General features: G+C 61.5%; 12 protein-coding genes. 5 read left to right on the top strand and 7 right to left on the bottom strand.

The features are described from left to right. Positions 1 to 53 precede the first annotated feature (53 nt). Positions 54 to 236, bottom strand: a complete 183-nt coding sequence (locus tag GQ59_RS04195) for a hypothetical protein (protein WP_037077713.1) — start codon at positions 234 to 236, stop codon at positions 54 to 56. Positions 237 to 669: 433 nt separating this feature from the next. Between GQ59_RS04195 and GQ59_RS04190 the strand changes: the two genes are divergently transcribed. Continuing rightward, the gene (locus GQ59_RS04190) at positions 670 to 1,182 is read left to right on the top strand and encodes a ferritin-like domain-containing protein (protein ID WP_037077711.1); all 513 of its coding nucleotides are present in this window, start codon (positions 670 to 672) and stop codon (positions 1,180 to 1,182) included. 43 nt (positions 1,183 to 1,225) lie between these two features. Here the strand turns inward: GQ59_RS04190 and GQ59_RS04185 are convergent, their stop codons facing one another. Further along, entirely contained in the window at positions 1,226 to 1,441 is a 216-nt protein-coding gene (locus GQ59_RS04185) for a hypothetical protein (protein ID WP_037077709.1), read from the bottom strand. Positions 1,442 to 1,806: 365 nt separating this feature from the next. Between GQ59_RS04185 and GQ59_RS04180 the strand changes: the two genes are divergently transcribed. Further along, entirely contained in the window at positions 1,807 to 2,823 is a 1,017-nt protein-coding gene (locus GQ59_RS04180; protein ID WP_162183279.1) for a glycosyltransferase family 4 protein, read from the top strand. Here the strand turns inward: GQ59_RS04180 and GQ59_RS04175 are convergent. Continuing rightward, positions 2,820 to 4,223 carry a lipopolysaccharide biosynthesis protein gene (locus tag GQ59_RS04175; RefSeq protein WP_037077706.1) on the bottom strand — a complete coding sequence of 468 codons (1,404 nt, stop codon included), beginning with the start codon at positions 4,221 to 4,223 and terminating at the stop codon, positions 2,820 to 2,822. The two genes, GQ59_RS04180 and GQ59_RS04175, sit on opposite strands and share 4 nt — an antisense overlap. A gap of 152 nt (positions 4,224 to 4,375) precedes the next feature. On the opposite strand from GQ59_RS04175, the gene GQ59_RS04170 reads away from it, so the two are divergent. Both GQ59_RS04170 and GQ59_RS04165 read left to right on the top strand, forming a co-directional pair. Next, a complete protein-coding gene (locus tag GQ59_RS04170; protein ID WP_051903767.1) occupies positions 4,376 to 5,563 on the top strand; it encodes a glycosyltransferase in 1,188 nt (395 codons plus the stop codon). Positions 5,564 to 5,612: 49 nt separating this feature from the next. Beyond that, the gene (locus GQ59_RS04165; RefSeq protein WP_037077703.1) at positions 5,613 to 6,386 is read left to right on the top strand and encodes a polysaccharide deacetylase family protein; all 774 of its coding nucleotides are present in this window, start codon (positions 5,613 to 5,615) and stop codon (positions 6,384 to 6,386) included. Here the strand turns inward: GQ59_RS04165 and GQ59_RS04160 are convergent. Both GQ59_RS04160 and GQ59_RS04155 read right to left on the bottom strand, forming a co-directional pair. Next, positions 6,383 to 7,180: a WecB/TagA/CpsF family glycosyltransferase gene (locus tag GQ59_RS04160; RefSeq protein WP_051903766.1), complete on the bottom strand. Its 798-nt coding sequence runs from the start codon at positions 7,178 to 7,180 to the stop codon at positions 6,383 to 6,385. The two genes, GQ59_RS04165 and GQ59_RS04160, sit on opposite strands and share 4 nt — an antisense overlap. Position 7,181: 1 nt before the next feature. Next, the gene (locus GQ59_RS04155) at positions 7,182 to 8,489 is read right to left on the bottom strand and encodes an O-antigen ligase family protein (protein WP_051903765.1); all 1,308 of its coding nucleotides are present in this window, start codon (positions 8,487 to 8,489) and stop codon (positions 7,182 to 7,184) included. 269 nt (positions 8,490 to 8,758) lie between these two features. Here GQ59_RS04155 and GQ59_RS04150 point away from each other — a divergent pair, with 269 nt between their 5' ends. After that, positions 8,759 to 9,856, top strand: coding sequence for a glycoside hydrolase family 5 protein (locus GQ59_RS04150; RefSeq protein WP_051903764.1), 1,098 nt, complete (start codon positions 8,759 to 8,761; stop codon positions 9,854 to 9,856). Positions 9,857 to 9,858: 2 nt separating this feature from the next. Here GQ59_RS04150 and GQ59_RS04145 read toward each other — a convergent pair whose 3' ends face one another. Both GQ59_RS04145 and asnB read right to left on the bottom strand, forming a co-directional pair. Then, positions 9,859 to 11,271, bottom strand: coding sequence for a GumC family protein (locus GQ59_RS04145; RefSeq protein WP_084682972.1), 1,413 nt, complete (start codon positions 11,269 to 11,271; stop codon positions 9,859 to 9,861). Positions 11,272 to 11,606: 335 nt separating this feature from the next. Beyond that, positions 11,607 to 13,565 carry an asparagine synthase (glutamine-hydrolyzing) gene (asnB, locus tag GQ59_RS04140; protein WP_037077702.1) on the bottom strand — a complete coding sequence of 653 codons (1,959 nt, stop codon included), beginning with the start codon at positions 13,563 to 13,565 and terminating at the stop codon, positions 11,607 to 11,609. Between the last annotated feature and the right edge of the window lie 3 nt (positions 13,566 to 13,568).

Here is a 13,568-nt window from a genome sequence, read left to right as displayed (position 1 = left end):
ATGGCCATGGATGTTCATGATCGATCTACCGGCGCTGTCGCTCCGGTACCTCTTCAACTGGATGCCAGATTGCCGGACGGCACATAGACTGGCGGATTGGGATTCTCGTCGGGATTGGGCAACGGCGTCTCATCCGGCAGCCGATCCGGTTCCGGTTCGCCGATCGGTGAGGCCGGCGTCCAGTTGGGCGCCGGCGTAGGCGGGCGTTCACCGGGTTCGCGAGGATCGGGTATCATGGAAAACTCCCTGTTACTCATCTCACAACCGCCCGGCATGGCGATTGTTCCTCGCAAATTGGCCCTAAGGGTTCGTGGCGCCGGTGCTGGTCGGGTCTGTTCCCGGAGCCGGAGCCGGCGTCTGCGCCCTATCGCTTGTCGCAGGAGGTGCCGGAGCCTGTGCCGTATCATCCGACCTGCCAGTGAAATAATAACCCACGGCCATCAGGAGGAGCACTATGGTAATCCCTCCAACGATGGAATTTGCCCTCATCTCGCGTGACATGACTTCGCCTCTATGGCTGGTGATTTTATTACTGGACAATTCGCAAAGGGCGGCAATGTTCCAGGCATCGAGGCGAAGAGGAACTTCGCCTGGCTTCAGGGGTTGAATCAGGCTGTCCTGCATTCCCAAAAGCAATCGATTTGGGCAACCAGTTGGGAGGAGAAGCGAATGACCCATGCCCGAGACAATTTCCTCGCGTGGCTGCGTGCCGCGCATGCCATGGAGGAACAGGCGATCACGACCCTTGCCGCCCAGTCCCGGCGGATCGAGAGTTATCCCGACCTCAAGACCCGTATCGAACAGCACCTGCACGAGACGGAGGAACACGCCCAGGCGCTGAAGATGCTCCTCGATCATTTTTCGGCAACCGGCGGCGTATCGGCGATCAAGGACATGGCCGCCAAGCTCGCGGCCAAGGCGCAGGGCGTCGGCGGCATGTTGACCAGTGACGAGGTCGTCAAGGGAGCAATGGCAAGCTATGCCTTCGAGCACATGGAAATCGCCAGTTACCGGGTCCTGATTGCAGCGGCCGACGAGCTGGATGAAATGGAGGCGAAGGCGGTTTTCGAACGCATCCTTGGCGAAGAGATCGCAATGGCCAACTGGCTGGAAGCCAATCTCGACGCTATCACCCGCGTATTCCTGATGCGGGACGAACGGGACCTGATGGCCAAGAGATAGATGGAGGGTGGCCAGCCGATACGATGGCGGCTGGCGCCAAACGTCAGGTTCTCAAGTGTGCATCCGCATCGAGATGGATCTGCAGATCCCGTGGATCGCGCACGCCCTGTTGATAAAGCTGAATGATCTGTGCTGCGAGGTTGTTTGCAGCGAGGCTGCCGCCGGCAAGTCCACGCTCTGCGCAGATCTTGTTGAACAAGCGTTGAAGAAATGCCAGTTCCGTCGGCTCGAAAGTATTGGTCAGGACTGCTGCATTCATCTTTTCAGCCTCCCAAATGGTGGCGAAAGCGCTTCCTGTCTTCCAGTCGCCAGCGCGCTCTTGTCTTCAGCCGGCAATAGCCGAAGACTACTACTTCTCTTCCACTTTGCAAGTGAGGAAAGCCGGGTGGCGCAGCCGTGGATTGCTCAAAATCCTTTCTCAAACCGCGCAGGCGAGCTTTCGATCCGGGAGAAAAGCGGATAGGAGAAATCTGAATGATCTCCCTGTTCAGATTTTAAGATTTCAACCTTAAGGTCCGGGTCATGAGGCACGAATTCAGCTCAGCTTTTCCAAAAGCTGCCGATACCCTAATTCCTTCGGGGAAGCGGATTCTCCAGCTGGTAACCCATGACAAGATGGGGGGCGTGCGTACCCTCGTGCAGATGGTGGAGACCGGCTTGCACGCCCGCGGTTTCGAGGTGCAGACGCTGCCTCTCGACACCGGTCATGGAGCGGTCGCCACTCTTCGCAATCTTGCACGCCTTGGCTGGACTATCCTGTCGGGAAAATACGACGCGATCTTCACCTACCAGGCTGCGGCCTCTGTCTTCGGCGGTTTTTTCGGCTTTCTGGGCCGCGTGCCGGTGCGCGCCGCCCATCACACCGCGGCGCCGGAGGGTATTCGCCGGCACTGGAAGGCACTTGATTGGCTGTTCGGTTCGGCCGGGATATTCACCCATTTCGTATCGAATTCCGTTTCCACCAGCGCGTCGTTCGGCAAATGGCCTGCTGCCTACCGGCGGCGGTTCATTCTGATCCCGCACGGGGTCGATCCCATTCCGCCGGCTCGCGAAGCGGTCGACTGGCGGCAGCGCCTTTCCATTGCGCCAGATACCTTCGTGCTGGTCGCGACCGGGAGGCTGGTGGATCAGAAGGATCACGCAGTCCTGGTCGATGCGCTCGGGATGCTGCCGGGCATGCATCTGATCATCGCCGGCGACGGCCCGAACCGGCAGGCGCTGGAGGAAAAAGCGCGCGCTCTGGGTGTCGCGGAGCGCTTCCATCTGGTCGGCTCTATCGAGCGGGATGCGCTCGGCGACATCCTGACGGCCGGAAATATCTATGTGTTCCCATCGATCTGGGAGACTTTCGGCCTTGCCGGGGTGGAGGCTTCGATGGCCGGGCTGCCGGTCGTCGCCTCCGACCTTCCGGTTTTGCGGGAGGTGCTGTGCATCGGCGACGGGCATGAGAACGCAGCCATGACGCGGTTCCATCCGCCTTGCGATCCGGCCAGCCTTGCCGATGCGGTCAGAAATCTCGCTGCGAATTATCCCGCTGCGCAGCTTCGGAACGATTTTGCGCGATTGCACCGGGAGCATCACAGCCGCGAGCTCATGCTGGAGCGCTATACGAATTTCCTGCACTCCGAGAGCGGCGTCTAACCGCGTCGCGGATAAACGCGCTGAAGCAGCGAGCGGGCATCGAACAGGTTCCAGCGCAGCGCGATATAGGCGCTGGCGATGGCGATCAGGACGAAGTTGATGGCGCTTGCAGCCGGCTCTTCCGCCAGGAACTGGACACCTTTGCCGACCGCGACCAGAGCTATGCCGAGAGCCAGCAGCAGGCTGCCCCGCGGCAGGTCGAGAGGCATGCGCAGGTTCCCCGACGCGTAGACCAGGCAGATCAACAGCGCCGCCGCCTGCCCGAGCGTAAAGGCGATGGCGGCGCCCACTGCGGCGTATGAAGGGATCAGCAGGTAGCTCAGCGTTCCGGTGACGGCCAGCATCGCGACAGACGCGACCAGTTCCAGGTTTGTTGTCCCGCTAAAATAGATGATCTGACCGAAATAGTGGGCGCGCATGACGAGAATGGCATTCGCAACGAGCAGGATCGGCATAATCTCGGTAACGACCGGCAGATAGCTCGGAGCAAGCAGGATCGCAAAGATGACGTCGCCGAGCAGGATGAAGGACGTTGTGCCAAAAATGACGATATAACAATGCGTGATGAAGGCGCGCTTGAGAGTATGCCGCGCTTCGGTCCCTTTCCCCTCCGTATGGAGGTTTTTGGCGCTCGAAATATATCCCGCGCTGATCGCCTCGGCCAAGACCAGGAACGTCTGCTTCATGAGGTCGAGTACGGTCCCGTAAGGGGCGACGGTGCTGGTATTGTAGAGGCCCGCCAGCAGCAGCCGGTCGACATTCATGGCGGCGGCTGAGGCGCCGAAGGCAATGGCAAGCGGCCAGCCGTAGCGCCACATCCGCCGCACGTCGCTGCTCCGGGGCCAGACGAAGCCGGACGCCCATATCGTGCGGCTGAAATGCCGGAAAACCGGCACGGAGCCGAGCGCATAACCGAGCCCTACGCCTGCCAGCAATGCGCCGGGCGTGTCGAACTCGAGGACGGCGATATAACCGAATAACAACGAGAAGACGGCGCGGGCGATGGTCGCGATTGCAACAAGCCGGACAAGAAGGTGAGCGCGGCTGATTTCGATGGCGACGAAATACAAGGTGAAGCAAACAACCAGCAGGCTGCTGCTGACCGCAACATCGGCATGCAATGTGCCAAACAGGTAGAACAGGTAGATGAAGCCGATGGCCGGCAACATCACCACCCCCGACACCAGCAGCAGCGCCCCTGCGAGCCTATCGGCTTCCTTGGGGTCGTATCGTCCGAAATGGGCGAATACGATCCACTGGACGCCCAGGCTGTAGACCATCATGCATATCGAAAACCCGACGATGTACTGGCCGTACACTTCGGCGCTGGTCATGCGCGTGAAGATGGAAACCGACACGAGATTGATGATGGCCGAGGTCGCCCGCGAGGCTAAATACACCGAGGCATGTCTATCGCTCAATTTCGTCGCCCAATAATATGCATTTGGTCAGAATTAACCGCTAACCCTCTAGGGTAGGCCCGATCGCCGGGAGTGACGTAGATCCTTCCTTAGCAGGAACAAACGCAATAATCATAGGGCATGTGATGATTATGAATAGCTCTCGGATTGTTGATCCGGTCGCAGCCCGAATCTGTTTTCTCGTGCGTGGTTTCGATGGCGGCGGTGCCCAACGCGACGCCATCCTGCTGGCAAACGAACTGCAGGGTCAGGGATTTCCGAGCGCAATCGTTACGCTTCAGAGTTCGGGTCCGTTGCGGGATCTGATCCGCGCCGACGTGCCCGTTATCGATCTCGGCAATGGCCGCAAGCTGCGTCTCGCCTTTGCGCCTGCCGCGTTGCGAAGGTTGCTGGTCACGGGGCGCCCGAGGGCGCTGGTGTCTTCCGAGGCGGCGGCGAATGTCCTGGTGGTCCTTGCCTCCCAAGGGCTTGCGAGGCAAGCGCGGCCATCGATCGTCCTGCGGGAGGTGGCAAGCCCCCTGCAGGCGCGAACCGGCGATCCCTACTGGCAGAACAGGCTGGCCTACAGGCTGATCCGGTTTGCCTATCCACGGGCCGATCTCGTCCTGACGCTGACGGCCGGTGCGCGAAACGACCTCATCGACCGGTTCGGCGTGCCGCCCGCGAAAGTCGCCAATCTTGGCACTAATGCCGTGCTGACACCGCAGATGCGACGGAGGATCGAGCAGCTGGGCCGCGCCCCGGAACCGGGCCACGTCGTCTCGGTCGGGAGGCTCTCTCCGGAAAAGGGATATGCGACGCTGATCGAGGCGTTCGCGCAGCTCAGGAGGACGCGCGAGGCCCGGCTGACGATCGTCGGGGAAGGCGATGAGCGCGGCAATCTGGAGGCTTTGATCGAAGCCCTGAACCTCTCGCAGGACGTCAGCTTGACGGGACACAATCCGGATCCGTTGTCGATCCTATCCCGGGCTTCGCTTTTCGTGTCCTCCTCCTCGCACGAGGGGCTGGGGAACGCACTGATCGAGGCCATGGCCTGCGGCGTGCCCGTCGTCGCAACGGATGCGCCATATGGTCCGCGCGAGATCCTGCAAGATGGCGGGCTTGGACGGCTGGTGCCGGTCGGCGACGCGACTGCGCTTGCGCAGGCCATGGCGATGACACTCGAAGCGCCGCCCGAAAGCGCAGTTCTCCAGGGCCGCGCCGCGGAATTCAGCGTCGAGAAATCCGCCGAAAGGTTCATCCATCTTCTTCAGGCGGCAGGGATCGCGGGAAATGCCGTTTCTGTGGCGCCGGAGATTGAGACAACTGTAAGTATTTGACATTATGTTCTCAAGCTCTGGGAGATCCGACCGCAATGGATGGGGGTAGATGAAAAAGCCGAAGTTCTGGGAAATGTCCGGTTCCGAGATACTGGCGGGAGTATCCCGCAAGATCGGGCGGCACGTATATTTTCGCCCACACCTGTTGAAGCTGGATGCGCCTGTCGTTGCTTTCACTTTCGACGACTTTCCTGTCTCGGTCTTCGAAAACGCGGCTCCCGCTCTTGAGGACGCCGGCATGCTCGGCACGTTCTATCTGGCGAGCGGCCTGATGCAGCGCGTCGAAAACGGCCAGCTGATCGTCGATGAGGAGATGGTTGCTGCCCTTTCGGAAAAGGGACATGAGATCGGCGGCCACACCCACGGCCATATCAATGTCCAGAAAACACCCCGTCGCGATCTCATGGCCGATGTCAGGCGCAATGACGAGGAAATCGCCCGGATCGTCGGCTCCGCAAAGCCGGTTTCCTTTGCTTATCCTTTCGGGATGATCTCGGTCCCCTCCAAGCTTGCGCTGATGCACCACTATCCGGGTCTGCGCGGCATCAAGGTCGGCACCAATTCCGGACTCATCGACCTTGCCCATCTGAAGGCGCAGGAACTCTATGACTGCAGCAACGACTCCGCGTCGATCGACAGGATGCTGGACGATGTCGAGCGGCGCTGTGGCTGGCTGATCTTCTATACCCACGACGTGCGTGAGGACCCGACGAATATCGGCTGTTCGCCGGCTTTCTTCTCGCAAGTGGTCGACAAGGTACGCCGGCGCGGCATCAAGGTCGAGACGGTGATCGATACGCTGAAGCGGATCGGGGTCGCCTAACGGCTCTTGTCCGTATCCGGGCGGTCGGCTTTCAGATCCTTGTAGACGGCCCAACAGAATGCCCAGGACGTGACGAAATATCGCCGTGCCAGGCGGCGCGGTTCGGTCGCCACGCGCCAGAGGAATTCCAGCCCGGCTTTCCGCAGGAAGACCGGAGCACGCGATTTGACGCCGGCATAGAAATCCAGCCCGGCGCCGAAACCGAAGCCGTAGCAATCGGGAAGGTCGGCGCGATGCTTGTCCATCCAGATCTCGGATTTCGGGGCGCCGATGCCGAAGAAAATATGGGTCACCCGGTTTTCCCGAAGCTTGGACACCAGTTCCCGGCCGAACGCCTCGTTCTGCTCGAAAGCCGGCGGTGCCGTGACGATGACGTGTTCGGAAAAGCCGAGCGCGCGCAGTTTTTCGTCCAGGATCGCGGCCGTGGTTTCGCTCGAGCATAAAAGCAGGGGCCGGTGAGTGCCCGGCTTCAGGCGCTCGATGATGTCAGGAAAGAGGTCGGCACCGGTGATGCGGCCGGGAACGGCCAGCCCGCGCAGCCGCGCGTAGAGGAGGACGGGGGCGCCGTCGACGGTGGTCAGCCAGGCCTTGTCATAGGCGGCCCTGAAGGCCGGATTCCTGTTCAGCTGCACGATGTGATCGAGATTGGCGGTCACCAGCAACCGCAGGCCCTCGCCGGGCGGAACCGGTTCGGAGACGATCGTGTCGACGATCCTGCCGGCGTCCCAGGTGGAGAACTCGATGCCGAAGGCGGACGTCCGCTGCCGCTGTTTTACGGGTGCTTGCTCGGACATTTCAGGCGTATGCTGGTCCATAGGCGGGCTCGGCCTTCCTCGAGGCTATGATGCGGTAGCGGGCCTGGTAACCAAGGCCGAACATGGCAACCATCATCGTGAACCAGATAGGCCCCGACCGGGCAAGGAACACGCTTTCGAGGCAGGCCAGGAAGATCGAGAAAAGCCAGATCCTCAAGAAAAGCCTCGTGAGCGGCGTGAAGTTTTTTGCGGCGTCGATTGCCGCCAGATTTTTAAGGGGAGTAGCCAAGACCCATATCACCATCAATATCAATCCCGGTATGCCGGCGTTCATGGCGGCATCGACATAGGCATTGTGGGCGTCCACCGCGCGCACGGCCCAGTTCAAGGTGCGCATGTCGCTGTTGACGAGGCTCTCCGCACCCCAGAAAGAGCCGAAGCCATAACCGGTGATCGGTTGCTGTGCAATAGCATCGAGTGCCAGCCGCCAGATGTCGGCGCGTGCCGTATAGGTGGTATCGATCCCGGTTGCCGCGACAATCTCCCTCAGCGGCGCGATCGTCGATACGCCGACGGTCGCCAGGTTGAGCAGGCCGACGCCGCCGAAGACGACAGGAATGCGGATCCAGCGCCACCGCTCGAAGAAGATGCTGAGGATGAAGATGCCGGGCAGCATGGCGGTCGAGGTCTTTGCTCCGGTCTTCAGCAGGAACAGGCAGCTTGCCGCGATCAGGAGCAGTCCGATGACCCGGGACCATGCGGACATCAGGTAGATGCCGACGAAGCAAGAGAGCGCCATGACGACGCCTGTCTCGTTCTTTTGGACGTAGATTCCCTTCCAGAGGCCCGCATGCTGCGGCTCGAGAAAGTCGGTCAGCTGATGGACGGCAAGCCTCGGAAGAAACAGCACGCCGAAATAACAAAGGCCGACGATCAGCATGACGCCGCCGCCGGCAAGCCTTGCAAACTGGCTCTCGCCCTTCGGCAGCATCAGAAATGCGCTGGCGCTGATGCAGACGGTGAGGGCAATCAGGACGCGCCTGACGGCACCGAGCGGGTCGACCGAAAGTGCCGCCGTCAGAAACAGCCACCCGAATACGAAAGCAAGCAGCAGGCGGGGCTGGAAGATGACGCTCCGCACCCTCGGGGTCATCGCATAGACAACCACGATCAGGAACAGAACGTAGGCGAGCAGCTGGCTCCAGAGAGCAGGCTTCGCCAGGGCAGGATTAAGGCTGGTATCGACGAAAGGCGTCAGGGTGATCCAGTAGAAACACCCGACACAGCAGAACAGCAGCTTTGCGCCGAAATTTCCAGAAGACGCAACTTCGTCCGTGTCTCTCGCCATCCACCCGCCGCCGCGTTCTCTTCGCGCGCGAATCGTAACAGAAACCGCCGAATCTCGCCAGCATCCATATCCGGCGGCCGCTGCTGCGGGGTTCGTCCAGACCGGCCGAAGCCGACTTCGAGGGCCGTGACTGCGATAGTGCGAGATTTGGGCCGTTCATCATAACTGCATAAATTTAGCCGGTTTGCTTGACCTTGATGGTGTCGAAACGGAACTTGCGCTCAGCCGGCAATCCCTGGCAGGCTTGCAGGCGCCAATGGAGATCTCGAATGCTGGGAATATCTTGTCGGCTTGCCGGATTTCTTGTGCTGATGGCACTCGGAATTGCCGGTGCGCAGGGGCAGAATTTCGTGCTGAAGCCGTTTTCCGAAGCCCGCGCGCCAGAGATCGCCGGGCTGACGGCGGCCGCGCAGAGCAAGGCGCTGGGACGAGGGGTCAATTTCGGCGGAACGCTGGAGGCGCCGAGCGAAGGCGCCTGGGGCGGCAGGCTTTCCACCGAGCTGTTTACGGCCGTCCGGCAAGGCGGTTTCCAGACCATCCGGCTGCCGATCCGTTTCGGCAGCCATGCGGCCCTCTCGGAACCCTACAAGCTCGACGAGACTTTCATGAAGCGGGTCGACTTTGCGATCAACAACGCGCTGTCCCGGGGCCTCAACATCATCATCGACTTCCACCATTACCATGAGATGGATGGCGATCCCCTGGAGGCGGAGGAGGTCGCGATCGGCGTGGAGAGGAGCCGCGAGCGGTTCCTGGCGATCTGGGAACAGCTCGCACGGCGATACCAGAGCCTGCCCAACGACACGGTCCTGTTCGAGATCTACAACGAACCGCACGGCAAGACGGAGGAGGTCTGGAACGAGCTGCTGGGCAAGGCGCTCGCGGTAATCCGCAAGACAAATCCTCACCGCTTCCTGATTGTCGATCCGGCGGAATGGAGCACTGCCTGGGGGCTCGAGAGGCTGGCGATCCCGGCCGACGACCGCCGCCTGATCGTCACCATCCACAATTACGCACCGTTCAAATTCACGATGCAGGGCGCCTCCTGGATCGAGGGGTCCAGACCGTGGCTTGGAACATCCTGCTGCGAGAAGGCCCAGATCGAGGAGATCACGACGCCGCTCGACATGGCGGTCGAATGGGGGAAAAAGAACGACCGGCCGATCTTCGTCGGGGAATTCGGCTCCAATTCGCTCGCCTATTACCCCGACCGGGTGACCTTCACGCGAATCATGCGGGAAGAGATCGAGAGACGCGGCATGAGCTGGGCCTATTGGGATTTCGCGTCGCACGAATTCGGCCCCTGGGACCCAACCACCAAGTCATGGCTGCCGGAACTGCACGGGGCGCTGGTTCCGAAGAAGTGAGTTCAGACGAGTTCGCGGCTGGCTTCGCGCATATGGCCGAACAGGCCGAGTGTGAGGGCCAGCAGCACGCCGAAAACGGCGCCGGCGAAAGCCCCGCCGATCATCATCAGCAGTGAGCTTGGCGGCCAGCTCTTCGACTGCGGCGGCATCGGCGGCGAAATCACCCGGACATTGCTGGTGTCGATCTGCTGGCGCTCGCTGATCTGGTGCGTCCGCGACAGATAGGTTTCGTAGACGGCTGCCTTGGATCGGGCATCCCGTTCCAGTTCACGCAGGCGCACCTGCGCATCGTTTTCGGTAAACACGGTCGAGCGCGAGGCGTCGGACTTGCGGCGCAGTTCCTGCAGGGCGCTGTTGGCCTGATCGACATCGGTCTTGGCGGACTGGAGAAGACGGGCGGCCTCCTCGGAGATCGCGCGGTCGACGGAAGCAAGCTCCGACTGCAGGGCGACAAGGCGCGGATGGCGGTTGCCATAGACCAGCGTCATCGAGCTGATCTGCTGCTGCAGGGCGCTATAGCTGGCGCGCAGGGTAATCATGGTGGCGGAGTCGAACACGGCCGAGTTCGCAACCCGCCTGTCGGCATAGGCCGACTGCAGCTGCTTGTAGCGGGTATCGGCCTGGATCAGCCGCTGCTGGGCGTCAAGGACCTGGGTGTCGAGCGCGCCGGAAATGCGGGTGCTGGTGAGCTCGCCGGCCGTCGACTGCAGGCCGTTCTGGCGCTTGAACTGCTCGACCTTCTCTTCCGCCTCCGTCACAGAGCGGCGCAGTTCGTCGAGCCGGCTGTTGAGGCCGATTGCAAGCTGGCCGGCGCTATCCGACGAGGATTTGAACAATTCGCCTTCGAAGGCCGAGACGATCGCGTTCGACAGCTTGATCGACTTCTCGGCGTCCCCTGTCCATACCGAAAGGACGACGACGAACGATCCGTCGTCGCGGGTCGCGGTAATCTGCTTTTCGAGCTGGCGCAGCACGCTCAACTGCCTGTTTTCGGGCGCGGTCGGCGACGAGGTGAGGCGGCGCAACCCGTCGAGCCGCCCCGGGCGGTTGAACTCCGGGTCTTCGGTGAGGTTGAGGTCGTTGATGACCTTGGTCAAAACGTTGCGCGACGTCAGCACCCGCAACTTGCTCTCGACTTCCAGCAGCTGGGAATCCCGCTGTGGGTTGGCGGAGAATACGTCGTCGGAAACGAGGTTCAGGTTGGACGGATCGATGATGATCTCGGTGCTGACCGTATAGCGCGGCGAGGCCATGGCGGCATAAAGCAGCGCCAGCACGGCGCCGAGAATCGCGGCGGCAATGATGCGCAGGAAGCCCTTGCGCAGCCACCGGATGATGTCGGTGAAATGGATATCCGTCAGGCTGTGAAGCTGTGCCTCGATCCGTTTTTCAAACGGAATGTCCTCATATCGCATCCGGTCGTCATCTTCCCGTTCGTGGGCGGGCGGTTCACGATGATAGTCCGAACGGGTTCGATAGTCAGGTACAGAAGAAGGACGAGGCCGGTTGCGCGGCGAGGGGCGTTCTTCTGGTTCTTCTTCAACGATTGGATGATCCAGGAGGGAGTTCTGGTATTCGCTGCGATGGCGCAACGCCCGGGCCGATGCCGACCGCCGAGTATGTGGCTCCTTCGGCTCGTACATGGACTACCTCCGCCCTTCCGCCACAGCGAAAGAACCTACAATTGGACACACTCTGGCGATCATGGCGAATTGTCGTGAATTTTAAGTTAATTGAAGATTTTCAAGAGCTAATAAGCAGCCTTGCGAACGGGATGCGCCTCGTCCGCGGCGGATCGGGTGAAACCCTTCAGCCAGAGCTGAGTGGACAATATGCCGACGAAAGCGGCGTTGTCGCGGAACCCGGAGATCGGGGCCAGGCGGCATTTCTGATGGAGTTTTGCAACTGCCTTCGGATTGAAGAGGCCTGAGGCGGCGATTGCCTGTTCGCCCAGCATCTCGCCGACATAGGCCTGGGCGTTGTTGCCGGTGAAGGAACGGCTGTCCGGTGCGCGGTAGGGCTGTTTCGGGCGCTGGCTGATGACATCCGGCAACAGGTCCTTGGCGACACGGCGCAGGATGTGCTTCTCGTCGAGGCCCTTGAGCTTCATGCCGGGAGCGAGCCGGCTGGCGAACTCCACGAGCCGGTGGTCCAGGAAGGGGAAACGGCCTTCGATGCCGTGCGCCATCGCCATCCGGTCGCCCTGGCTCGACAGGATGTAGCCGGGCAGCAGGAAACGGCTTTCGAGATATTGCGCCTGATGCAGCGAATGCCAGCGGCCGAAATTCGCCGGCAGTCGGGAGGCCAGCTCTTCGGCCGCATCGTAGCTTCCGAGCGTGGCGCGGAGATCGTCGGAATAGAAGATCTTGGCGGCCGCCGTCGAGCGGAAGCGCGGGCGATGGGAGAACAGCGGATCGCCTGCCGGATCGTTGCCGGCGCCGAAGAAGGCGGCAAGATATTCCGCCGACTGCTGCTTCAGCCCGGGCAGATAGGGATAGAGCTTGCGGAAGAGATGCGGCCGCATCTTCGAACTTGGCTGACGAGCGCAGAAACGGCGCACGCGTGCCTCGCGAAAGATGTCGTAGCCGGCGAACACCTCGTCGGCACCTTCACCAGTCAGGACGACCTTCATGCCGGCATCGCGGACAAGGCCCGAGAGGCGGTAGAGCGGTGCCGGTGCGGTGCGCAGGACCGGCCGTTCGGTGAAGCGGATCACATCCGGGAAACTTGCCGCGATATCGGCCGCGCCGCTGGCGACGGCGTGGTGACGGGTGCCGAGCGCTTCTGCGACTTGCCGCTGGAAGGCGCTTTCGTCGTGTTCGGCATCATCGAAGGTCACGGAGAAGGTGTTTAGGCCATTCGGAGCCATCGGTGCCGCGAGTGCCGCAATCAGCGAGGAGTCGAGCCCGCCGGAGAGATAGGCGCCGACCGGCACGTCGGCGCGCATGCGCAGCCGCGTCGCATCGGCCAGAAGCGCCCGCAATTCCTCTTCCCGGACGGACTGGTCGATCTCGGGGTGATCGCCCGCATCCGGAAAATCGAGCACCCAATAGGGCCGGGTTTCAGTCCGGCCGTTTTTGGCGATCATCAGGTGGCCCGGTTCGAGTTCGAAAACGCCCTTGAAGGTGGTGCGCGGCGCGATCGGCGTCCAGAGCGTGAAAATCTGGTCGAGTGCCACGGGATCGAGTTCGGCCTCGATGCCTGGCACTGCCAGCAGCGCCTTGATCTCCGAGGCGAAATACAGCAAGCCCCTGTGCTCCGTGTAAAAGAGTGGCCTGACCCCCATCCGATCGCGGGCGAGCATCAGCCGACGCTCGCGGTGATCCCAGATGGCGAAGGCATAATCGCCGTTAAGGCGCGAGAGACAGGCTTCGCCATAGGTCGCGTAAAGCTGGAGCAGGACCTCCGTATCGCTGCCCGTGCGGAAGTCGACGCCGCGTGCCTTCAGCTCGTCGCGCAGTTCCACATAGTTGAAGATCTCGCCGTTGAAGACGATGGTGAAGCGGCCGTCGGCGTCGGTCATCGGCTGCTGGCCGTCGGAAAGCCCGACGATCGACAGCCGGACATGCGCCAGGCCCAGGCCGGGAGCGGCGAGAATGCCTTGTCCGTCCGGTCCGCGATGGGCGATCGTATGTGCCATGGAAGACAGCAGGGCCTCCGGATTTCCGGAGCCGTATGCCTCACCGACGAAACCCGCAAAACCGCACATCTG

Source organism: Neorhizobium vignae (assembly GCF_000732195.1).
GTDB lineage: Bacteria > Pseudomonadota > Alphaproteobacteria > Rhizobiales > Rhizobiaceae > Neorhizobium > Neorhizobium vignae.
This window is presented reverse-complemented; position numbering and strand designations above follow the sequence as displayed.